General features: G+C 65.1%; 22 protein-coding genes. 8 read left to right on the top strand and 14 right to left on the bottom strand.

Annotated elements, in window-relative coordinates; translation table 11 throughout:
• Window positions 1–22: 22 nt before the first annotated feature.
• The 3 genes from BME24068_RS03595 to BME24068_RS03585 form a co-directional block, all read right to left on the bottom strand.
• Window positions 23–274, bottom strand: coding sequence for a hypothetical protein (locus BME24068_RS03595; RefSeq protein ID WP_239007628.1), 252 nt, complete (start codon window positions 272–274; stop codon window positions 23–25).
• Window positions 275–609: 335 nt separating this feature from the next.
• On the bottom strand, window positions 610–900 hold the full coding sequence (locus tag BME24068_RS03590) for a hypothetical protein (RefSeq protein ID WP_174925170.1): 291 nt from the start codon (window positions 898–900) through the stop codon (window positions 610–612).
• Between the two features lie 101 nt (window positions 901–1001).
• Window positions 1002–2048, bottom strand: coding sequence for an AraC family transcriptional regulator (locus BME24068_RS03585; protein ID WP_174925169.1), 1047 nt, complete (start codon window positions 2046–2048; stop codon window positions 1002–1004).
• A 94-nt stretch (window positions 2049–2142) separates the two neighbouring features.
• Between BME24068_RS03585 and BME24068_RS03580 the strand changes: the two genes are divergently transcribed.
• From BME24068_RS03580 to BME24068_RS03570, 3 genes are all read left to right on the top strand, one after another.
• A complete protein-coding gene (locus BME24068_RS03580) occupies window positions 2143–3126 on the top strand; it encodes a sterol desaturase family protein (protein WP_174925168.1) in 984 nt (327 codons plus the stop codon).
• 252 nt (window positions 3127–3378) lie between these two features.
• Window positions 3379–3666 (top strand): transcriptional regulator, encoded by a 288-nt coding sequence (locus tag BME24068_RS03575; RefSeq protein WP_174925167.1) that lies wholly within the window; start codon window positions 3379–3381, stop codon window positions 3664–3666.
• A gap of 47 nt (window positions 3667–3713) precedes the next feature.
• Window positions 3714–3965 carry an energy transducer TonB family protein gene (locus tag BME24068_RS03570; RefSeq protein WP_096500845.1) on the top strand — a complete coding sequence of 84 codons (252 nt, stop codon included), beginning with the start codon at window positions 3714–3716 and terminating at the stop codon, window positions 3963–3965.
• A 17-nt stretch (window positions 3966–3982) separates the two neighbouring features.
• Here BME24068_RS03570 and BME24068_RS03565 read toward each other — a convergent pair whose 3' ends face one another.
• The 3 genes from BME24068_RS03565 to BME24068_RS03555 form a co-directional block, all read right to left on the bottom strand.
• Window positions 3983–5608, bottom strand: coding sequence for a histidine-type phosphatase (locus BME24068_RS03565; RefSeq protein ID WP_174925166.1), 1626 nt, complete (start codon window positions 5606–5608; stop codon window positions 3983–3985).
• A gap of 184 nt (window positions 5609–5792) precedes the next feature.
• Window positions 5793–6227: an HAD family hydrolase gene (locus BME24068_RS03560; RefSeq protein ID WP_174925165.1), complete on the bottom strand. Its 435-nt coding sequence runs from the start codon at window positions 6225–6227 to the stop codon at window positions 5793–5795.
• A gap of 320 nt (window positions 6228–6547) precedes the next feature.
• Window positions 6548–7906: an NAD(P)/FAD-dependent oxidoreductase gene (locus BME24068_RS03555; protein WP_174925164.1), complete on the bottom strand. Its 1359-nt coding sequence runs from the start codon at window positions 7904–7906 to the stop codon at window positions 6548–6550.
• Window positions 7907–8006: 100 nt separating this feature from the next.
• On the opposite strand from BME24068_RS03555, the gene BME24068_RS03550 reads away from it, so the two are divergent.
• On the top strand, window positions 8007–8960 hold the full coding sequence (locus tag BME24068_RS03550) for a LysR family transcriptional regulator (protein WP_174925163.1): 954 nt from the start codon (window positions 8007–8009) through the stop codon (window positions 8958–8960).
• A gap of 30 nt (window positions 8961–8990) precedes the next feature.
• Here BME24068_RS03550 and BME24068_RS03545 read toward each other — a convergent pair whose 3' ends face one another.
• On the bottom strand, window positions 8991–9200 hold the full coding sequence (locus BME24068_RS03545) for a hypothetical protein (RefSeq protein ID WP_174925162.1): 210 nt from the start codon (window positions 9198–9200) through the stop codon (window positions 8991–8993).
• Window positions 9201–9391: 191 nt separating this feature from the next.
• On the opposite strand from BME24068_RS03545, the gene BME24068_RS03540 reads away from it, so the two are divergent.
• Window positions 9392–10297, top strand: a complete 906-nt coding sequence (locus tag BME24068_RS03540; protein ID WP_096500833.1) for an AraC family transcriptional regulator — start codon at window positions 9392–9394, stop codon at window positions 10295–10297.
• A 242-nt stretch (window positions 10298–10539) separates the two neighbouring features.
• Window positions 10540–11433 (top strand): NmrA family NAD(P)-binding protein, encoded by an 894-nt coding sequence (locus tag BME24068_RS03535; protein ID WP_174925161.1) that lies wholly within the window; start codon window positions 10540–10542, stop codon window positions 11431–11433.
• 84 nt (window positions 11434–11517) lie between these two features.
• Here BME24068_RS03535 and tssE read toward each other — a convergent pair whose 3' ends face one another.
• From tssE to tssK, 7 genes are all read right to left on the bottom strand, one after another.
• Window positions 11518–11943, bottom strand: coding sequence for a type VI secretion system baseplate subunit TssE (tssE, locus tag BME24068_RS03530; protein WP_096500829.1), 426 nt, complete (start codon window positions 11941–11943; stop codon window positions 11518–11520).
• Window positions 11944–11965: 22 nt separating this feature from the next.
• Window positions 11966–12340, bottom strand: coding sequence for a hypothetical protein (locus BME24068_RS03525; RefSeq protein ID WP_174925160.1), 375 nt, complete (start codon window positions 12338–12340; stop codon window positions 11966–11968).
• A gap of 43 nt (window positions 12341–12383) precedes the next feature.
• Window positions 12384–15107: a type VI secretion system ATPase TssH gene (gene tssH, locus BME24068_RS03520; RefSeq protein ID WP_174925159.1), complete on the bottom strand. Its 2724-nt coding sequence runs from the start codon at window positions 15105–15107 to the stop codon at window positions 12384–12386.
• A gap of 136 nt (window positions 15108–15243) precedes the next feature.
• Complete coding sequence (locus tag BME24068_RS03515; RefSeq protein WP_006494514.1) at window positions 15244–15729, bottom strand: Hcp family type VI secretion system effector; 486 nt, start codon at window positions 15727–15729, stop codon at window positions 15244–15246.
• A 108-nt stretch (window positions 15730–15837) separates the two neighbouring features.
• A complete protein-coding gene (locus BME24068_RS03510; RefSeq protein ID WP_244110707.1) occupies window positions 15838–17559 on the bottom strand; it encodes an OmpA family protein in 1722 nt (573 codons plus the stop codon).
• Window positions 17556–18287 carry a DotU family type IV/VI secretion system protein gene (locus tag BME24068_RS03505; protein ID WP_174925157.1) on the bottom strand — a complete coding sequence of 244 codons (732 nt, stop codon included), beginning with the start codon at window positions 18285–18287 and terminating at the stop codon, window positions 17556–17558. Before BME24068_RS03505 ends, BME24068_RS03510 begins: the two co-directional genes overlap by 4 nt.
• Window positions 18284–19636, bottom strand: a complete 1353-nt coding sequence (gene tssK, locus BME24068_RS03500; RefSeq protein WP_174925156.1) for a type VI secretion system baseplate subunit TssK — start codon at window positions 19634–19636, stop codon at window positions 18284–18286. The genes BME24068_RS03505 and tssK overlap by 4 nt, the downstream gene beginning before the upstream one ends.
• 597 nt (window positions 19637–20233) lie before the next feature.
• Here tssK and tssB point away from each other — a divergent pair.
• Together tssB and tssC are read left to right on the top strand one after the other, a co-directional pair.
• Window positions 20234–20746, top strand: a complete 513-nt coding sequence (gene tssB, locus BME24068_RS03495; protein ID WP_096500817.1) for a type VI secretion system contractile sheath small subunit — start codon at window positions 20234–20236, stop codon at window positions 20744–20746.
• Window positions 20747–20819: 73 nt separating this feature from the next.
• Window positions 20820–22352, top strand: coding sequence for a type VI secretion system contractile sheath large subunit (tssC, locus tag BME24068_RS03490; protein ID WP_174925155.1), 1533 nt, complete (start codon window positions 20820–20822; stop codon window positions 22350–22352).
• Window positions 22353–22431 lie beyond the last annotated feature (79 nt).

Genomic DNA, 22431 nt, shown 5'->3' with positions numbered 1-22431 from the left:
GCCGGAGTACGTGCCGATGGCATCAGGTGGCGGGAAGCCGTCGCGCGATTCGCCACGCGGTGCGTGTCGCGTCGGCTGGATGAAGCCGCCAGCGTCGCGCGACGACCGTATGGCGCTTGCTCGTCACGTATTCGTCGACGTCGGGTTCGAGCGCGTCGTGTTCCCGCTGCGATAGCGTTGCCACCGCACCCGAGCCATCCGCGAATTCGATCACCGCGGGATGCGGCGTCGCGGCAGCGTCGCGGGATTCGAGGCGTTTCTTCGGAACATACATTGGCTATGCATGTATATTGAAGCCACGTACCGGAAAAAACCCCCGACCGCATCATGGTGCGGCCGGGACAGAAAACACCTTCTCTTGGCACGAGGATGGTGCGCGGCAAGTATAAGATGCGACGCACGATTGAAAAATATTGATACTCAAAAAAGGGCGTCATTTTGTAATTGACTCCGATCAGGAGATATTCGCGTAGCGCGGCCGGCATCGGAATTGACCGTCGATTTGCCGCGAACGTCGTCCCACCCGCGTCGCGCGGGTTTCTTTTTTCAGGGTCAGGCGTTACCCGAAGGCGGCGGACGTGCCGATTCGCACGTCGGGCCGGCCGCGCGTCAGAAGTCGTCGCGCATCTTGTGGAGCAGGTCGCGCGGCGACTGGCGCGTGTCCACTGCGGTCAGAACGTCGGTCAGAAACCAGGGCAGGTTCAGTTGCGTATCGGAATCGCCGACGCACACGCGAATCGGCGGGGCTTTCGACGTGGCGCGGGAGCTGGAGGACGGCACGCAATTCCGCGCTGGCCGGGCAACCGGTGGGGCGGCATGGTCCGCGCCGGTATCGGCGGCGGCCGGCAAGCTGGCCGCGGCGAGCAGGATTAGGGCGATGAGCGGGGCGGTGCGTTTCATTTGAATCTCCGGCGATGTTCGTTCGACATCGCCGGGCAGGCCGAGTTCGGGGATCTCCGCGCCATCCGCCCCTGTCTTTCCGCGTCGTCGGCGACGCGGCTTCATCCACGCGCGACGTTCGCGGCGCGTGTCGGTTGGCGGCTGCGCCACTGTTGCGGCGATTCGCCCGTCCAGCGGCGAAACGCGCGCGTCAACGCGCTGTGTTCCGAATAGCCGAGCAACCACGCGACTTCCGCGAGCGTCAGGCGCGGATCGTTCAGGTAGTCGATCGCGAGCCGCCGCCGCGTGTCTTCGCGCAGCGTCCGGAAATTGAGCCCGAGTTCGGCGAGCCGCCGATGCAGCGTGCGCGACGACACGTGCATGTCGGATGCGACCTGTTCGATGCTCACTTCGCCGCGCGTGAGCAGCCGCGCGACAGCCTCGCGCACCGACTGTTCGAGATCGTCGGTCTGCCGCAACTCGGCGAGTAGCGCGCTTGCCTGCCGTTCCATCATCTGCAGCAGCGCATCGTCGGGCTGGCGCAGCGGCTGCGCGAGCAGGTGCAACGGAAACGCGAGCCGGTTGACCGGCTGTCCGAACCGCACCGGGCAGCCGAAGTAGTCGGCGTAAGGCTGCGTGTCGACGGGCGGCGGATGCACGAAGCACACTTCGGCCGGGCCGTCGCGCGTGCCGGTGATGTTCCGCGCGAACTGGACGATCGCGGTGAGCGCCACTTCGTCGACGAGCGCGCCGAGCGGTTCGGGCGCATCGTGCCATTCGATCGCGATCGACGCCGCTTCGACGCGCACTTCCATGCGCGCGACGTTCGCGATCAGGTGTTCGTATTGCTGCCAGCGCGCGAGCGCCGCGCCGGCGTCGCGGCACGCATGCAGCGCATAGCCGAGCGCGCCCAGATGCGCGGGCGAGATCCGCTGGCCGACATGCAGCCCGAGCAGCGGGTCGCCGAGCGCATCGGCGGCGCGTTCGAGCAGGCGCCGCCAGTGCGCGCTCGCGTACAGCGTGAGCCCGCGATCGTCCTCCGGCGGCCGCGCTTCGCCGAGCACGCGCGCCGCGTCGCGCCCTTGCTCCGACAGATAGTCGAACAGCAGCCGGACGTAGGTGCTCGAGTAGTAGACGCGCTGCGTCGGTAGCGGGGAGGCGGCGGGCATGGCGGAAAGTGTCAAAGAATCGTCCGCAAGTGTCAACGCGGGCCGACCCGTGCACGACCATACTGGCCGTCAATTCCCGACAGAGGCGATCGATATGCCGGCAGAGTGGATGACGTGGCTGCATGCGTTCATGGGCCACGACGTGGACTGGAAACAGGTGCTGCTGATCGGCATGACGCCGGTGTTCCTGGTCGCGTTCATGATCGAGTTCGCGATTGCAACGAAGCGCGGCCGGCGCGAGCAGTTTCGCTGGAAGGAGATCGTCGCGAACCTGTCGCTCGGCGCCGGCTATCAGGTCGCGGAGACCGTGATGGGGATCCTGTTCACCGGCGCGATCTTCGCATGGGTGTATCGGCATCGCCTGTTCGACGTGCCGGTGAACGGCTTCACGATCGTGCCGATCTTCGTCGTCGTCGAGTTCTGCTACTACTGGTTCCACCGCACGTCGCATCGCGTGCGCTGGTTCTGGGCCGCGCACGTGCCGCATCACAGCGGCGAAGTGATGAACTTCACGACCGCGATGCGGCAGTCGCTGCTGAATGCGTTCGTCGGCGTGTTCGTGTTCTATCTGCCGCCGGTGTGGCTCGGCATTCCGCCTGCGGTCGTGCTGTTCCTGCTCGCCGTCGATCTCGCGTACCAGTACTTCGTGCATACCGAAGCGATCGGGCGGCTGCCGCGCTGGTTCGAATACGTGTTCGACACGCCGTCGAATCATCGCGCGCACCACGGTCGCAATCCGCGCTACATCGACAGGAACTACGGCGGCGTGCTGATCGTCTTCGACCGGATGTTCGGCACGTATGTCGAGGAAACGGAGCCGGTCGACTACGGCATCACGCAGCAGATCCGTTCGTACAACTTCCTGGTGCTGAACCTTCACGAGTTCGTCGACATGTGGCGCGACGTGTTCGCGCCGGGGCCGCTCGCGCAGCGGATCCGCCATCTGTGGATGCCGCCCGAGTGGGAGCGGCCCGGACACCGGCCGATTCATACCTGGAGCGTCGAGCGAAAGGGCGACGGGGAAGAGGATGCGGTCGAGGTGGCCGACGTGAACGAGGCCGCCGAACACCGCGCGTGACCGCGATGCGCGGCGGATCGCGCGTGAAACGTTAAGAATCGTTTGAATCGCCGGTTCGATGCTTGCGATGCGCAACGCGCTCCTTTACTGTGCCGCCACGACGACGCCGACATCGGGCGTCAAGCCAGATCGCAAGGAGCATTCGTCATTACCGCATCGAATCGTCGCACGCATGTTCGTGCATTTCTCGTGGCGTCGGTCGCCTATTTCAATCTCTCGTACCCTGCGTCGGCGGCCTATACGGAGTCTTGGATGAGCGACCAGGACGTGAAGGCGTACTCGCGGCAGGTCAAGCAGGCGCCCGTTGCAACGCGCCGCCCGGCCGCGGCGAAGCCGGCGCAGCGGCCCGCTGGTTCGCAATCGACCGCGCCGGCCGCCGCGCACGCCGACGCGAAGCCTGCGTCAAAGGCGCCGGCGGCTGCCGTTGCCGCGAAGACCCGGAAGGTGCAGCATGCGGGCAAGGCCGACCCGAAGCAGCAAGCCGCCGCGAAGTCGAAGGCCACGCGGGTGGCACGCACGGGCGCCGAGACCGTACATTGAGGCATACGCGCCGCGCGTCGCGGCATCGAACGGATGCGGAGCACATCATGTCGCTGATGGATCGCCTGTTGTCACGCGGTGTGCAGAGCGCGTCGTCGCGACGGCGCGTGATCGTGCGAGTCTGGCTCGACGAGCACGGGCGTGTCCGCGATCTCAAGGTCAGGCACAGTTGCGGCGACGCGGCGCTCGACGAGAAGGCGCTTCATGCGATCGCCGTGATGCGCTTCCCCGCCGGTCATCTCGGCTCCGGCGGGAAATCCGCGAAGCGCTGGCATGATCTCGATTACGCGGTGGACTGACGACGCGCCGCCGCGCATCACGGATATCCGTAACAGCGCTTCAGCCCCGCGTAGTCGTAGAAGTGGCTCGCCGGTGCGATCTTCGCGCCGTCGCACGCCGCCTGGAAATCCGTCTCGCGCTCGTTGTACAGCATCTTCACGATGAGCCGCGAGCCGTTGCGATACACGTCCCACTGCATGTTCGCGGCCATCGGCGACACCTGGTCGCCGCGCCACGGGTTGTTCGCATACGTGTAGGTCTGCGCCTGCGGCGTCGGCACGAACACGTTCTTCAGGTTCATGATCGACGCAAACGGAATCACGATCTCCGCATGCGTGAAGCGCAGCTTCGCGGCACGCGTCAGGTCGCCGCGCGCGATCGCGTCGACTTCGTTGAAGAAGTCGTCCTGCAACACCTTCGCCATCCGGTACGTGACCGGATTCGCTTCCTGGATGCCGGGCCCCTTCTGGTAATAGTCCTCGGCGTCCTGCAGGTATGCGAGCGTCTGCGCCTGCTCCGCGCCGATGTATCGCTCCATCGTGACGCCGCCCGTTTCGGCCGTCATGGCCGGTGCGACCTGCAGCAGGTTGTACAGCACGTTCACGGCGTCGACGGCCGACGCGATCTTCGTCTTGCCGTCGCCCTTCAGCGTATTGGTGAACTTGCCGTCCGACGACGTGAACGCGTAGGTGCCCGTGTTCGCGAACGTGTAGCCGTCCGTGCCGAGCTTCGCGACGAACGCCTGCGACACGAGCGCGGACAACACCGTCTGCGCGACTTGCGCGACCTGCGGATCCGCCTTGATCGTCTTGAGCTTGTCGGCCGCCGTCGCATCGCTCGAATAGGCCTGGTATGCCTGGCTCGCCTGATAGGTCGCGTAGTACGGATCGGACGTATCGGTCACGAGATCGGTGGCCGGCTTCAGCGAGTGGAAATACAGCAGGAAGCGATTGGTGCCGGCGGGCTGCGCGACCGGCGCGCTCGCGGGATAGCCGGTCGGCGCGGCCGGCAGCGTGATCGCGGCGGCCAGTGCCGGTTGCGCGGCGACGAGCGCGGCCGAGAAGTAGGTCGAGCTGTCGACCGCGCGGTCCTGCCCCGAGTTGACGACGACGATCTGCCGGCCGCCCGACGAGAACAGCGCCGGCAGCCGCTGCGCGAGACGCGCGGCGAGTTGCTGGTGCTCGCGGATGCCGGTTTGCGTGAGATTGCCGTAGCCGGGCGTCGAGATTCCCTGTACGCCATAGCCGAGCAGCGCGTTGGCCTTCATCATCGCGTACGTGTCGGCTTTCAATTGCGCGCCGAGCGCGGTCAGCGCGCCGTCGGCCTCGGCCTTGACCAGCATCGAATAGATCGCGCCGTCGTACTTGAAGCCCGACAGCCCGCGCGAGCCGTGCCGCGCGACGAGTTCCGCATAGACCGGCGTGTAGCCGGCCGGCGGCGCTTCGTAGGTGGCCGCGTCCTGCTGCGGACGATACGGCGTCTTCGTCTGATAGTAGGTCGCGGGTGTCGGCGTGGGCTCTGGCGTGGGCGTCGGCTGCGGTTCGGTCGGCGTGCCGCTGTTGTCGGTCGACGTGGCGGGCGGATTCGACGTCTCGCCGCCGCACGCGGCAAGCAGCAGGCAGGCAAGGGCGACGGCGGAGGCGGTGCGGGAAGGACGTGTCATCGTGGCTTGAAGCGGACGCGACGGCGCGGATGCGCGCCGTCGCGGTTCCGGGAGGAATCGGTCGAGCCCGGAAGTGTCGCAAGCGACTTTGACAGCAAAATGTCAGGATTCGGTCGGGCAATCGTCGGCATGCCGACGGGATGCGACCGGCCGGCGGTTGCCGGCCCGTGTGCAGGTGCTCAGGTCAGTGCACGCCTGCCGACGCGATCGACCGCACCGTGTCGGTGATGCGCACGCAGCGCGACAGGCCGAAGACTTCGGCTTCGCGGCGTTCCGGTTCGCTGCTCGCGACGGCGACCGCACGTTCCGGCGGCACGCCGAGCGCCTGCAGCGCGACGTCGAACGGATGCTGATTTGCTATGGAGTCCTGCTGGTTTGCGGCGCTCACGACGACCGAGAAGCGGTCGAGGTTCGCGCGGCCGAACTGGCCTTCGAACATGTCGCTGAGCCGGTCGGCCGGCAGCGTCGTGACGAGACCGAGTCGATAGCCTTGCTCCGATGCGCTGTCGAGCCACTGGATGATCGCATCGCGCTGGTTGCGCGATTCGTGCGAATCCGGGGTCGCTTCGATCTGTGCGAATGCGGCGTCGAGACGGGTGACGATAGCTTCGATGACCACGGTGATTCTTCTCCTGAGACGTGAAGATCCGTTCGCGGACGGGAATGCCGCATACCTTAGCGTCCACCCGGAATATGCGACCAATTAATATTTATATGCGACTCATACGATTCGACTAATGAATCGGGCGGCAGGCCAGCGCCGGCGCGGGATGCGCGCGATGCGGGCCCTGCGCGTGAATGGCATCGTATCGACGGGCTTCAATGTGATGCGCCAAACGCGTGCCCGATTCGAATGCACCGGTTGTGTGCATGTAAAAAAACGGCATACCGGGCGATGAACCCGATACGCCGTCATGTGCCGTGCGCGTGTGCGCGCGATCAATGCAGCTTGATCGACGGCTGGTTGCGGCTTTGCAGCCAGTGGCTCAGCGACTGGAACAGTGCGCGCTTCAACCCGTACACGCTGAACAGGTGCTTGCGATACAGGAACTTGTACAGGCCGATCGCAGCGAGCCCGTCGACGATCAGCGAGCGCGAGCGCACGCCGAGGTCGCCCTGGTACACCGCGCCCGCCTGTCCGAGCGACACGACCGTACCGGCGTCGCGGAACGTGAAGCCCGTCACCGGCTTGCCGGCATGGCGCCGCACGAGCGCTTCGCCGAGATACACGGCCTGCTGGTGCGCGACCTGCGCGCGCGGCGGCAGGAACCCGCCCGCATCGGCCGACGGACACGCGGCGCAGTCGCCGAACGCATACACGTGCGGATCGTCGGGCGTCTGCAGCGTGTCGGTCACGAGCACCTGGTTCGACCGGTTGAGCGCGATATCGCCGAGTTCCCGCAGGATCGCGGGGCCCGCGACGCCGGCTGCCCAGATCGTGATGTCGCTCGCGAGGCGCTCGCCGGTCGCGGTCGTGACCGCGTCCGCGCCGACTTCCGCGACGCGCGTATCCGTCAGCACGTCGACGCTCAGCGTGCGCAACTGCGCGTGCATCTTGCCGGACAACCGCGCGTCGAGCGCGGGCAGGATGCGCGGGCCGCCTTCGATCAGCCGGATGTGCACGTCGCGCGCGGACACCAGCGCCTTGAAGCGATACGTCGTCAACTGCTGGACCGCGTGCCGCAGCGCCGCGGCCAGCTCGACGCCGGTGGCGCCCGCACCGATCACGTTGATGCAGATCGGCGCCGTGCGCCGCGCGGGCTGCTGCTCGGCCAGGTGATTCGCCTTCGTGCACGCGGCGAGGAACTTGCGGCGGAAATCCTCGGCCTGGTCGAGGTTTTCGAGCGGCAACGCGTGGCGCGCGGCGCCCGGCACGTTGAAGAAGTTCGTCACGCTGCCGACGGCCAGCACGAGATCGTCGTAGTCGAGTTCGCGCTGCGGCAGGATTTCCGTGCCGTCCGCATCGTGCACGGCGGCGATCGTCGCCGTGCGGGTCGCGCGGTCGACCTGCTGCAGCGCGCCCTGCACGAAGCGGAAGCCGTGGCGCTTCGCCTGCGCCGCGTATTCGATCGTGTGCGATGCCGGATCGCGATGGCCGGACGCGGCTTCGTGCAGCAGCGGCTTCCAGAAGTGCGTCGGGTAGCGGTCGACGAGCACGACGTCGGCTTGCCCGCGGCGCCCGATCGTGTCGCCGAGGCGCGTGGCGAGGTGCAGGCCGCCGGCGCCGCCGCCGACGATCACGATGCGCGGCACGCGCGGTGCGCGATCCGTTGCAAGGGTAGGCGTGATGTTGTCCATGTTGTGGCTCCCGCTGATGACGATTCGGATGACATTGCTCAAGAACCGACGATATAGTTTCGAACCCACTCGAACAATTTAATGTTTATAAGCGACTCATATGTATTCACTTATAGGAAAGACCGCGACGTTCCGGCAGCTGAAGGCGCTGGACATGATTGCGCGGCTCGGCAGCGTGTCGCGCGCGGCCGAGGCGCTGAACCTCACGCAGCCGGCGGTATCGCTGCAGGTTCGCCTGCTCGAGGAGGCCGTGGGCGCCGCGGTGCTGCAACGGGTGGGGCGCGGCGTGCAGCTGACCGCGGCCGGGGAGATCGTGTCGCGCTATGCGCGCGAGATCCTGCATCTGTGGAGCGAGGCCGGCGACGAAGTGGCCGCGCTGACGGGCGATCTCGGCGGCACGCTGCGGATCGGCGCGATCACGACGGCCGAGTACCTGATCCCGCCGCTGCTGGTGAAATTCACCGCCACGCGGCCGCACGTGAAGACCTATTTCAAGGTCGGCAATCGCGACGACATCATCCGGATGCTCGCCACCCATGAAATCGATCTCGCGGTGATGGGCAGCGCGCCGAAGGAGCTGCGCACGCACGCGGTCGAATTCGCGAAGCATCCGATGGTGTTCGTCGCGGCGCCGGGGCATCCGCTGATGCAGCGCAAGCGCGTCGTGCTGAAGGATCTCGAATCCGCGCACCTGCTCGTGCGCGAACGTGGCGCCGGCACGCGCTCCACCGTCGAGAGCCTGTTCAAGACGGCCGGCTACCGCTTCCATGTGGGCTCCGAACTGTCGAGCAACGAGGCGATCAAGCAGATGGCGGAGGCCGGGCTCGGCATCGCATTCCTGTCGTTGCACGCGTGTGCACTCGAGTTGCGCGCGGGGCTGCTCGGGCAACTGCCGTTTCCCGGCAACCCGATCGTGCGCGAGTGGTACGTGATCACGCTCGCCGACCGGCGGATCTCGCAGGTGACGGGGCTGTTCCGCGACTTCCTGATCAAGCAGGGCGCACCGGTGATCGACGGCGCGACGGCGGCGCCGCAGGAGCGGCGGCGCAAGTAGGCGATCGGCGCGCGCCGGGCGTGTCGCGCGTCAGCCGATCCCGAAGTCGTCGTTGCTGTCGGGAATCGATGCGAGCAGCCGTTCGAGCCGGTACCAGCCGAGCAGGCGCAGGCATTGCGCGGCAATCGCGGTTCGGAGGCTGCCGAAGCGGGAGTCGGAACGGGGCGGGGACGCAACGCGGGCGGCGCCGGACGGCGGCGGCGCGGCGAACGCCGCGCGAGGCGGGCAGCAATCGGGCATGACGGGCTCCGTAGGTGTCGGATGAGGCGATCGTAGGCGTCGCCGCGCCCGCTGGCGCGCACGCAAGGATGGGCCGGAGCAGAAACGGATGATCTTTTTCCGCAATGCGCGGGAATGGCCGGCCAGGCCCGGCAAGCGTCCCGAAAAGGCGTCACAATGCGCGATCGACACCGATCGGGTGGAGGGACACCATGAGCGATCCGATTCTCGCCGCGCCCACGGACAACGGCGTGCCGGTCAGCCTGCGTTCCAGCCGCGGCCTGGGCTGGCGCGGCTTCGGCGCGGCGCTGCTGGAGATCCGCGCGGGCACGTACCGGATTCCCGCCGCCGATCATCACCGCATCGGCGTGCATATCGGTCCGGCGGTTCGCGCGGATTGCGTGTGCGACGGCGAGCGCGTGTCGCGCATCCAGGCGCATGGCGACGTCGACGTGATTCCGGCCGGCCTGCCGGGCCAGTGGACCGACAGCGCGGACTGCCGGATCCTGCACATCGCGCTCAGCGACACGTTCGTGCGGCGCACGTTCGAGCAGCTCGAACTGAAGCCGTCGCAGGCGCAGATCCGTCGCCGGTTGCAGGTGCGCGATCCGCGCCTGCAGCACATCGCGTGGGCGATGGCCGCCGAACTCGAGGCGGAGGATGCGTCGGATCCGCTCTATGCGGAGAGCCTGTGCACGGCGCTCGTCGCGCGGCTGGCCGACAGCCAGCCGGCGTTCCGCGAGCGTCGGCGCACGCTCGCGCCGAAGGCGGCGGCGCGCGTGATCGACTATGTCGAGGCGAATCTCGAGCGGCGCATGACGCTCGCCGAGCTCGCGGCGCTCGTGTCGATCAGCGTGCCCCATTTCAAGGTGCTGTTTCGCGAGACGCTCGGGATGCCGGTGCACCAGTACGTGGTGCGGCGGCGCGTCGAGCGCGCGAAGGCGTTGCTGCTCGAAGGGCGGCTGAGCATCAGCCAGATCGCGCTCGAAGCCGGCTTTGCGCATCAGAGCCACATGGCGAACTGGATGAATCGCGTGCTGGGGGCGACGCCGACGGAGATCGCGCGGTCGGGAGCGCGGGGCGGGCTGAGGCTTGCGCATGACGGTGGGAACCGTTGAGCAACCGCGGCGGCAGGCGGGTGCGCCGCGCGGGCCGGCGGCCGGGGAATCCGCTGGCCGTCGGGCATGGGCATGCCGGCAAAAATCAGTTTGTTCGACAATGACTGCGCCGGCCATGCAGCGGACGAATCCGACAGCCGCCTGATCCGTCATCCTTTCCTGTTCCGTTTTATCCATCCCTGCGCGCCATCGCGGCCGCGCGTGCCGACAATCACCTCACCTTCATTCCCCGGGAGCGGATCGTGTTCGTGATTTTCGGTGCATCAGGCAACGTCGGCCTGTCGACTGTAACGACCCTGCGCCGCGCAGGGCACCCCGTGCGCGCGGTGCTGCGCGACGCACGCCACCGCGAACGCTTCGCGCAGCTCGGCTGCGACGTCGTGCTCGCCGATTTGACGGATGCCCCGGCGGTCGCCGCGGCGATCGCGGGCGCGCAAGCGGTGCAGATACTGTGTCCGGTGCCCGTCGCGGACAGCGACCCGGCCGTGACAATGGAGCGGACGATCGACATCGCGACCGGCGCGCTCGTCGCGAACCCACCGCCGCTACTGCTCGCGCTGTCGGACTACGGCGCGGAGCGCGACGGCAACACGGGCATCACGCGGCTCTTTCATCGTATGGAAGAGAAGCTGAAAACGGTGCCGACCCGGCTCACGCTGCTGCGCGCGGCCGAACACCTGCAGAACTGGGCACGCGTGCTGCCGGTCGCGCTCGGCACCGGCGTGTTGCCGAGCTTTCATCATCCGGTCGACAAGATGTTTCCGACGGTGTGGGCGCCCGACGTGGGTGTCGCGGCGGCGCGGCTGCTGCTCGATCCGGCGCAACCGGGCAACGGACCGCGCATCGTCAGCATCGAAGGGCAGCGGCGCGCGAGCGTGCGGGATATCGCGGCAACACTCGGCGCGGCGGCCGGGCGCGAGATCGTCGCACGCGAACTGCCGCGCGACGCATGGACCGCAACGCTGCTGCGCGCGGGGCTCGGCGAACGCCATGCGCAGTTGATCGTCGATCTCTACGACGTGCACAACGCGGGGCAGATCGACGTGGAGGCCGGCGTGTCGGCGCGGGTTTATGGTGAGACGCCGTTGGCGGAGGCGCTGGCAGGGCTGATGCGAGAGCACGCGGCACCCGCGTGACGCAGGCAGCCGGCATGTGGCGTGGGTATTGACCGACCGGGATTGGCCAGCGACGAATCCAGGGCCCGGACTTCCGGGAGCACTTTAACCATGCCCCGAAATCCTGCGTTTCACCCACATGCGCCCGGGCGGCTCGAAGTACGTCCCGAACCGCACGAGCCCGGCCTTCTTCAAATGACACGTCATCTCGAAACTCACCAGCACGCCAGGATCATCATTTTCGAGGATGTCGACGTCGATGGAGCGGATGCGAGGCTCATATTTCAGGAGCGTCGCCTCCATCTGCTGCTTGAGCATGTGGGCTGATGCGGGCAGCGCCTTGTAGATGTTCGTCAGATCCGGCAGACCATAGTCCGGCAGGTGTTTCAGCGCGCCGGCACGCGAGTTCAGGATGCGCTGCACATTTTGCTGGACGCTCATGCACTCGAGTGTCCGGTCGTCGTGAACGTCAAGCGGCTCACCGCCGATCCGGCCGAGCAGGACGTCGTAAAGCGAGGGGCTGGCGTTCATTGTGTCGCAGTTCCGATGTTGTTCAATTTCCACATTCGGTCCTGTTTAGACGGCCCAAAACGCGGTCGAGCAGCGGCCGAAGGCATGCGATCAGCAACGCAACCGCTGCCACGGCCAGGAAGAGCCAGAGCGCCGCCCATGCAAACCAAATGATTGATTCCAGGCCGCCAGCTTTGCTACCGCTGACGCCAGCCCCAGCAATCGCGATTGTCAGGAGGAGCGGAAGCGGAGCGGTAACGGCATAGACGAATGCATAGCGAAGTAATCGTCCCCACGACAGGAAGCACCAGATCTTCGGAGGCTCGCGCCACATGCGGAAAATTGTGTAGGGAATGTGTATCAAGTTGAACGTGTAATACAGCCATCCAAGCAACAAAAGCAACGCAATCACTTCCATGTGGTGTCCTTGACGTCGAACCGTGGTGGAGTGGGTTTGGCCATCATTGAGGTAGGGAAGATGTCTGGTTCGAGTAATCTGCGGTGATGTGCCGATCGACAAAATCGATCGTCAGGTTCCCCTCGGCCGAACTCGACAGCACGATCTTCTCCGGTGGGGCACAGGTGGTCATGCGCGCAAGCAGTTCGCGCGACACGCTCGGCAGGATTCGCTGATCGAGGAACGCATCGACATTGCGCGCACCGGACTCGCGCGCGAGGCAAAGCTCGGCCATCGCGTCGATCAACGACTCGTCGCACGCCAGCTCGACGCCGTGTTGCCGGCGCAGGCGGTCGGCGACCTTCGACAGCTTGAGCCGTACGATCGACGCGAGCGCGGCGGCGTCGAGCGGCCGATAGACGAGCGGCTGGAAGCGCGCGAGCAGCGCGGGCTGGAAGTGCGCCACAAGCTGCGGGTGGATCGACTCGAGCAACGTCGCGTGAGAAATCTCGGGATCGTCGGCGGTCATCTCGTCAATCCGTGCGCTGCCGAGATTGGACGTCATCAGGATCACGCAATTGCGGAAGTCGATCTCGCGTCCTTCGCCGTCGCGCATCATGCCGCGGTCGAACACCTGATAGAACATGTCGAGCACGTCGCGGTGAGCCTTTTCGACTTCATCGAGCAGCACGATGCCGTACGGCCGCTGCCGCACGGCTTCGGTCAGGATGCCTCCGCGGCCGTAGCCGACATAACCGGGTGGCGAACCTTTAAGTTGCGACACCGTGTGTGCTTCCTGATATTCCGACATGTTGATCGTCGTGAGCGCAGCCTCGCCGCCGAACAGCAGGTCGGCCAGGGCCAGCGCCGTTTCGGTCTTGCCGACGCCCGATGGTCCTGCGAGCAGAAAGACACCGAGTGGCGCATGTTCATTCTTGAGGCCTGCCTTTGCGGTGCGCAGGCTCTCGGCGAGCGCAGCCAGCGCGTCGTCTTGTGCGACCACGCGCCGGGCCAGTTGCTGTTCGAGATTCAGCAGGCTCAGCAGTTCGTCGTCGACGAGGTTGCCGACCGGCACACCCGTCCATTCCGCAACGACACGTCCGACGGCCGCCGCATCGACGTCGACAGAGATCAACGGCGCCTTGCCTTGCCGGTCGGCCAGTCGGCGTTTGATATCGTCGAGCTGGCCGTGGCGGGTCGCCGAGCGGTCTTCGGCGATTTCGGCGCGATACTGGTGAACGAGGCGCACCAGCTCGAGTTCGTCGGCATGGCGCGCCTGCAAGCCCGTCAGGATGTTTCGCGCCTCGGACAATGCGCTCTCCAGCGTCGCGCGCCGAGGCGCAACGTCATCGATACCGGCCCGCGCGTCCGCGTCGAGCGTCGCCTGTTCGAGTTCGAGAGCGGAGACTGCGGCGCGCGCGCGCTGCAGCTCCGCGGGCGGCGATTCGAGTCCCATTCGCACCCGTGCGGCAGCGGTATCGATCAGGTCGACGGCCTTGTCCGGCAGTTGCCGCGCGGGGATATAGCGTCGCGAGAGCTTCACTGCCGCGATGAGCGCATCATCCCGAATGTGCACGTTGTGATATTCCGCATAGCGGCTTTTCAGGCCCCGCAACATCAGGCACGCCGCATCGTCGTCGGGTTCGTCGACCTTGATGATCTGGAAGCGACGCTCGAGCGCGGCGTCGCGCTCGAAGAATTCCTTGTACTCCGACCAGGTCGTTGCCGCGATCGTACGCAGTTCGCCACGTGCGAGCGCCGGCTTGAGCAGGTTGGCAGCGTCCGCACCGCCGGCGGCGTTGCCCGCGCCGATCAGTGTGTGCGCCTCGTCGATGAAGAGCAGGATCGGCTCGGGCGAAGACTGGACCTCGTCGATGACGTTCTTCAAGCGCTGCTCGAATTCCCCCTTTACGCCGGCGCCGGCCTGCAGCAGGCCCAAATCGAGCGTCAGGATGCGCACGTCACGAATCACGTTCGGGACGCTTGCCTCGGCGACACGCAGCGCGAGGCCTTCGACGAGCGCGGTCTTGCCGACGCCCGGTTCGCCGACGAGGATCGGATTGTTCTTGCGCCGACGCGCGAGCACGTCGACCATCTGCTGGATTTCGCGATCGCGACCGAACACCGGATCGATGGCGCCGCGTCGAGCCTTGTCCGTCAGGTCGATCGTGAAACGGGAAAGGGCGTTGCCGTCGGTGGTGTGCCGGGGTGCGAGCGTTGCTGCCGCGACGGGCGCGGTCGATGCGGGCGTCTGATCGGCTACAGGAGCGATCGGGTGGTCATCCGCTCCGGCTTCGATGTCCTTCGGACGCAAGCTCTCGCACGAACGATGGGCAAGTCGCGGCAGGACGCGCTGGATCTGCGTGCTGCTGACGGACAGCAGCGGCCAGGCGTTTTGTGCACGCAATACATGGGGCCGATCGACGATCGCCTGCAGCAGATCGCCGGATCGGATGGTCGCGTCGTCGGTCTCGGACGCTGCATGGAGCCATGCGTCTTGCAGCATGGTTGCCAGTTGCGGAGAGAGGGCCGGTTTGCCGCGAAGGTTGCGTGGAAGGTGCTCGATCGAGGCGAGCAGCGCATTCCAGACGGTGTCGATGTCGATACCGTAATGCCCCAGAATTGCAGGGATGTCTCCGTCACCGGCTTCGATCAGTTTCAGCAGCCAGTGCTCGACGGTGATCTCGTCCGCGAGACGCGTCTGGCATAAGCTCACGGCCGCTTCGAGCGCCTTCGCGCAGTGTGGATTGAGTCGACGGAGCAGGTGGGTCGTGTCGCGCGGAGTCATGTCGATGTCTGAAGAGGGAGGAGGCGAGGAGCGGCCGTTGGCCGGGCCCGGTGTCTAGGACAGGAAGACCAGCCTGAACCGGTCAGGCTGGCAAAAGAACCGCTCGCGGAGCCGGCGGTTCGATCCTCGGCAAGGATCAGGACCGCTCGTTCCAGGTGTCCTTGTGGATAATGTTGCCGTCCTTGTACGACCAGGTGATCGTTTCGTAGCGAAGCTCCACGTTTTCGAGGTGGTTGTGCTTCTCGTAGTCCGGGTTCTTGATGTCATGCATGACCGGATTCACGGCGACGATCTTCACGTTGTCGAGCTTCGTGTTGAAGTACTCCTTTTCCTTGCCCGCGTCGTCGATCTTGTACCACTTGATCTCGACCGACTTGAGCGTCTGGCCGCTCGTCACGGCCTTGTACAGGTACGGCGTCGACGCGTCGGTTTCCTTCGTCAACGTGATCGGCTTGTGGACGCGCGTGCCCGTCAGCTTGCCGGTGTTGCCGTCGGTCGGGATATGCACGCCGTGGTCGAACGCAACGAGTTCGACGCTGCCTTCGCGGTCCTGAACCGTCACCGAACCTTTGATGTCGGCGCCGCCGTCGTCCTTGAGCCACATATAGGCCGGAATTGCCATTTCCTTACTCCTTTTCTTCTACTGTTACGCACTACTGAACTCACCGGGAGCTAGCCCTTGAGCTTGAGAATCCCGAAGCGGATTGCCTCGGGGGCTGAACCTGAATGGCTACTTTTCCGTGTCCGGCACCAGGGTAATTTCCACGCGACGGTTTCGCGCGCGACCGTCGGGTGTGTCGTTGCTCGAAAGCGGGCGCGTCATGCCGTAGCCTTGAATCGCAAACCGGGTCGCGGAAATGCCGGATGCGTCGACCAGCCAGTCGCGCACGGCCTCCGCGCGCGCGGTCGACAGCTTCAGGTTGCTGTCCGGATTGCCCACGTTGTCGGTGTAGCCGGCGACGAGGATGCGTTTATCGGGATGCGCGTTGATCATGTCGAGTGCGCTGACCATGGCACGGTTCGACCCCGGCTTCAGCAGTGCCTTGCCGCTGTCGAACAGTGACATGCTGTCGAGCGAGACGACAGCAGGCGGGGGTGGAGGCGGCTCGTAAGATGCGATCGCGTTGTTCAGCACCGGCATCAGCTGTGCGCCCCGATACATGCCGAACGACAAGCGCAGCGGAATACCGGTGCGCGCGTAGCGGTCGAGTTGATCCCGATCGGCCACGAGCGCCTGCAGCGCGTCCCGCTTTGCGTCATCGTGCTTTACCGGGATTGTCGAATAGCGGCCGAGATCGGCGGCGATACGATCCAGCAGTGCTTCGTTGTTCCTGGCTGCACCCCAGAATGCGACGGCAGCGGTGCAGGCGAGCAGGGTCAGGGCGTGGCCCACGGCGGCCTGACGAGGAGACATCCAGTATCGCCGCGGCATCGCCTCGATCAGCGACTGCGGGAGCGGCCACGGCGTCGGCGAGGCGGTGGAGGTTACACGCGCCACGCGCGTCCGCATTTCGACGTCGCGTTCCCACGGATTTCGGGGCGCACTTGCCGGTCCGCAGTCGATCCAGCCGGCGCCGAACAGCGCGCATTGCGCCGCCGGCTGTTGTCGGTCCGTCAGTGCGCCGAAAACCACGCGCTGCGTCCAGCCGACGATGGAGGCCAGGGCGGCGGCGCGCGTTGCCGCAACGCGATCGCCGGCCGCGCGCTCGACCTCGTTTTCCGCTGCGCGGACCACGGATTCGAAACGTTGGCCACCCGTCAGGCGCGCGGCCGACGACACGCCGTACCACATCGGCGTCGAGAGGTCGACAGGGCCGGTGGTGAGCCGCTGGTAGACCGCGACGTAGCCGGGTAGCCGCGTACCCAGCATGCGGGCGGCATCGGCGACGGCCTGCCGTACGGCACGCAAGTTTTGCGTCAGCGTGTCGGTTTCCGCGTGCAGCGCAGGCGCGACGGACAGCACGACGCCGTCCGGCGCCCGCCCGTCGCGCCACTGCCTGACCGCAACGGCCAAGCGCGGCAGATCCTGGGGGCGATCGACGCGCAGCCAGATGCCGCCGTCGCCGAGGTGCACGTGCCGGGCCTCTCCCGTACGGTCGAACAGTGCGGGCAGACCGTCGCCGGTCACCAGCACGAGCGGCATGCGCGTGCGCAGCGTGACCGGAATGTCAGCCGTCGCTGCGCCCAGCGCGGCCAGCACCTGCGCGCTCTGGCTACGCGCGTGGCCAAGCCTGCACGTACACCACACCGTTAGCGCGAGCGCGACCATCCCGGCGATGGCCGAAAGTGTCCAGGCGACGCCGGACCCGAGCGGAAGCACCAGCCAGATCACGGCGAGCCCCAGCACAGTTGCGAACGTGACCATGACCCGGGATGGGTACCCGAGCCCTTCGTGGCCGCGATCGGGCGGCCGCTTCGATGCTGCAGAGAGAGCAGGCAGGTCGGATTTCACGGGCGAATGGCCTTTGTCGCCACAAGGTGTGCGAGCTGCCCGTCGAGTATGGTCGACCAGACGCCCCATACGATCGCGGCGGCGATGCACGCGAGTCCGGCGATCGCCCATGGAGACAGCCGGTAGAACCAGTCGGACACGCGCCGTTCGACGCGATCCGCGATGAATGGCCGATCCGGGGCGGGGCGCAGTGTTTCCAGTCTGGCATTCAACGACGCGATCAGCGCAGTCCGCTCGGCTTCACCGTCACGAGCGTACCGGCCGACGAATCCCATCCCGAGGATGGCCGAGTAACACTCGAGCAACGCGACGGGCGGCGCTGGTTCGCGCATGCGCGCGTCGATCCGCTCGAATACGCGTTCACCGGCTTCGTGCAGATTGAACTGTTCCACCTGTAGCGGCTCGCGCTCCCATGCAGCCCGGGATTCACCGGGCAGGTGTCGCAGCGCTGTCTCGTCGAGCAGCCCGCACTGCGCAATCAGTACCTCGTTGCGCACGTCGTCCGGAAATCCCCGTTGCTGGAGGGCGCTCGAGAATTGTTCGACAAGCTGCTTGCATCGGGCCCGCAAGGCGACCGAGTCCTGAGCCCGTCCGCCGGAAGCGAGCGTCGTCACAAGCAGCGCGGTGTCGCGCAGCAGATCGCGCATCCCGTCTCTGGGCGGGTTGCTGGCGCCCGTCGCGTTCGGCATCAGGGCGGTGTCGTTTCGGTTGGTAGTCAGGGCGTTCATGAACGCAACACGGCGTAAAGTTCGAGCGAAGCGTCCGGTACCGACGAGGGCAGGTAGATCTGGCAGGCTCGCGCGGCAAGCATCTTCGCGTGCACGGCACTGGACGCGTCCAGCGCGAAATACTGATTGTCCAGACGCACCGGGATCGCGCCCGGCACGCGATGGACAGCCTTGAGCGGGACGCCTAGCAGAGCCGAATTGATGATGTGTTCGACGTCGTCGGGAGCACCGATCTTGCAAAGCCGTGGAAACTGTTCGACCAGCTCGAACACGGGCATCGGCGCGTTGACCGACAGATACCAGTCGGCGGCATCCGCGACGATCCGTTCGTCGAGGAACTGGCCAGTCCAGGTGGTCGGCCCCTTGCGGGTGAGGCCGATCGATACGACCCGCGACGGAATGATGGCGTCGAGCAGATTGCGGATCAGCGATTCCAGTCTCGCGAACACCTCGTCGGCTCGCGCATGGTCGTACGCCGGAATGTCGGTGAGCTGCGCTTCGGTCGAGAACGTCATCAGCGCGCTCGTCAATTGCGCGAGTGTCGTGTACAGATGCTCTGGAGGGCGACCCGGATGCGCGGCGAACAATCGCAACTGCGGCCATGCCGCGTGGATGCAATGCAGCAGCCAGAAGAGTTGCACGTCGGCCACGCCGTATTCCGCGACCTCGGCGATGCGTTCGCTGCGACGCGTACCGAGCGCGAGCGTCCTGGCGTGCAGGATGTCTGCCAGACGATTGATCCGCTCGATGTGCAGTGGATGGCCGCCGAGCGTGAGGCACGGCGGCACGAATTGTCGATCGACCTGGAACTGGCCGCCAGATCCGCGCGTCAGTCGCGCGATCGCACAGACCGTGTCGTCGGCGTGCGACTCGAAGTCGAACACCAGCCGCACTGCATGCCGTTCGACTGCGATTTCCGCGTCGCCGGCTCCGTTCAGGTCGCCGACCTTGACGAATTCACGGTAAGCGCGCCGTGGGCGAGCGAGCGACGTCTCGTCGAAACGGCAGTTGCTGCCATTCGCATCCGATAACGCGAGCGCTGCGAACACAACGACGCTCTGCATGTCCGCTGGCACACCTTGCGTCAGATCGCGCGCAGACGGGAGTGTATCGGCGACGGTCGTATCGATCGGGGTGCCGTCCGGAAAACACAGCCTCAGGCGGGCGAGTTTCAGGCGCCCTGTCGACAGCGCTTCTTCGTCGATCTCTACGCCAAGCGTTCCCCACGGCTGCGCCATAGCCGCGCAGGCGTACTGACGTAGCGCAAATTCCGCCCATCTATCCTGTTGCTGAAAATGCTGCTGCGTCAGGATGAGGCCCTCGTGCCATAGCGGCTTCGCGATTCGCATGGTCTCTCGTGTGGTGTGTCTGTTCGTTATTCGGTTCAAGGGCGTAACCTATACATGACATTTTTTGTGCCGTACAACAATTTTTTGAAAATAACATTAGTTCGGTTTACTAATGACAAACCTGGAAATGTGAACAAATGAGACGGTTCGTTGAGCGATTATTTTTGGGATATATGGATTTTCGGACGGGTTTTGTGTCCGTGGAAAGACGGGCATGTGGGCAGTGGGAAACGAAAAGTCCTTCGTCCGATAAGGGGTGCCGGAGGTCGTGGACGAATTGGAATGGTGCTATTCCTGGTTGGAGTGACATTTATCTCTAAAATATTCGGTGTCTTTTCAATTTGTTAATTGTTTCGGAATGTTTGCGATTTTTTGCATTTGGTGATTGTGGTTTTTGAACGACGCGCTTTGACTGCGTAAGCGTTTGCCGTGTATAAGTTCGATGCGATTCATTCATGCGAGCGGAGATCATGCGATGAAGTATCGATCGAGACATGCCGCGCATTGAATCCCACGCGTGATGTATCGACGAGACCATCGTGTTGAATGCGCCGTGCTCCTGTCCAACGCTTGATCACCACTAAATAAGGATTGCAAATGGATAGCTTCCAGAGGGAAATTCCAAAGAGCCGTGTCTCGATTACGCTGGATTTGCATACGGGCGGGGCCCAGAAGAAGGTCGAGTTGCCGTTGAAGCTGCTCGTCGCGGGCGACTTCAGCGCGGGCCGTGAACAGGCGCCGCTGGCCGAACGCAAGAAGGTCAATATCGACAAGAACAACTTCGATGCAGTCCTGGCCGACTACGCGCCGGATCTCAAGATTGCCGCGGAGAACACCCTGACCGGCGACGGCTCGGAACTGCCCGTCAATCTCTCGTTCCGCTCGATGAAGGATTTCGAGCCCGAGCAGGTTGCTCGCCAGATTCCCGAGCTGCAAGCGATGCTGGCGATGCGCAATCTGTTGCGCGACCTCAAGTCGAATCTGCTCGACAACGTCATGTTCCGCCGTGAGTTCGAGAAGATCCTGAAGGACCAGCGCCTCTCCGACAAGCTGCGTGGCGAACTGGGGCAAATCGCGACGGCTACCCTGCAACAGGAAGGCCATGCGTGAGCGCGGCCGGCCCAAGAAGGCCGTCACCGCCTCCCGCAACCAGGCAGCCATACCAAACGTGACTGAGAGACACATGAACCAGAATGAATCGCGCCAGGGCGCTACGGAAACGATGGTGCTCGAAAACGACAGCGTCTACGCCACGCTGTGCAACAAGATCAACCTGAAGCCGGTCGCCGAGGCGCGGCCGCTGGAAGCATTCCGCGACAACGACGCATTGTCGGAGGCATCGGCCGACGAGCGGGTCGCGCGCGGCATGGACGCGCTGCTCAACCTGATCGCGAAGGAACGCAAGCCGGTCGACCGGCTCGACAAGTCGCTGCTCGATTTTTACATCGGGCAGCTTGACCGGCAGATCGGCCGTCAGCTCGACGCGGTCATGCATGCACCGGATTTCCAGGCGCTCGAAGGTCGCTGGCGCGGCCTGAAGATGCTCGTGTCGCGCACGGACTTCCGCAGGAACGCCCGAATCGAGGCGCTGGATGTATCGAGGGATGCGCTGCAGCGCGACTTCGAGGACTCGCCGGAGCTGATTCAGAGCGGCCTGTATCGTCTCGCGTACATTGAGGAGTACGACACGCCGGGCGGACAGCCCATCAGCGCGATGATCAGCGATTTCGAATTCGCGAACTCGCCGATGGATGTCGCGCTGCTGCGCAATATTTCGAAGGTTGCGGCTGCGGCGCACATGCCGTTCATCGGCTCGGTGGGGGCAGCGTTCTTCGGCAAGCATTCGATGGAGGAAGTCGCGTCCATCCAGGACATCGGCAACTACTTCGATCGTGCCGAGTACATCAAGTGGAAGAGTTTTCGCGACACCGACGATGCGCGCTATGTTGGCCTGACGATGCCGCGCGTGCTCGGCCGCCTGCCGTACGGCAAGGATACGACGCCGGTGCGTGCGTTCAACTACGAAGAGGCGGTGAAGGGCCCGGATCACGACAAGTATCTGTGGGTTAACGCGTCATTCGCGTTCGCGGCCAACATGGTGCGCAGTTTCGTCAGCAACGGCTGGTGCGTGCAGATTCGCGGCCCGCAGGCAGGCGGCAAGGTGGAAGACCTGCCGGTTCACCTGTATGACCTCGGCACCGGTGTGCAGCCGAAGATTCCGACCGAAGTGCTGATCCCGGAAACGCGCGAGTTCGAGTTCGCGAATCTCGGCTTCATTCCGCTGTCGTTCTACAAGAACCACGACTTCGCATGCTTCTTCTCGGCCAGCTCGACGCAAAAGCCGGCGTTGTACGAGACGAAGGAGGCGACGGCCAATAGCCGCATCAACGCGCGCTTGCCGTACATCTTCCTGCTGTCGCGCATCGCGCACTACCTGAAGCTGATTCAGCGCGAGAACATCGGCACGACCAAGGACCGGCGTCTGCTCGAACTCGAGCTGAACAACTGGATCAAGGGGCTCGTGACCGAGATGAAGGATCCGGGCGACGAGCTGCAGGCGTCGCACCCGCTGCGCGAGGCGAAGGTGACGGTCGAGGACATCGAGGACAACCCGGGCTTTTTCCGCATCAAGCTGTTCATCATCCCGCACTTCCAGGTCGAGGGCATGGACATCGGCTTGTCGCTCGTGTCGCAGATGCCGAAGGCCAAGGGCTGATCCGACGTTTCATGCATGACCCGCCGGGGCGCCGATGGCTGCTCCGGCGGCACCGTTGTGTTCGTGCACCTGAGAGAAA

Source organism: Burkholderia anthina (assembly GCF_902498995.1).
GTDB classification, from domain to species: Bacteria; Pseudomonadota; Gammaproteobacteria; order Burkholderiales; family Burkholderiaceae; genus Burkholderia; species Burkholderia anthina.
Note: the sequence above shows the minus strand (reverse complement) of the source record. Positions and strands in the feature narration are given on the sequence as shown.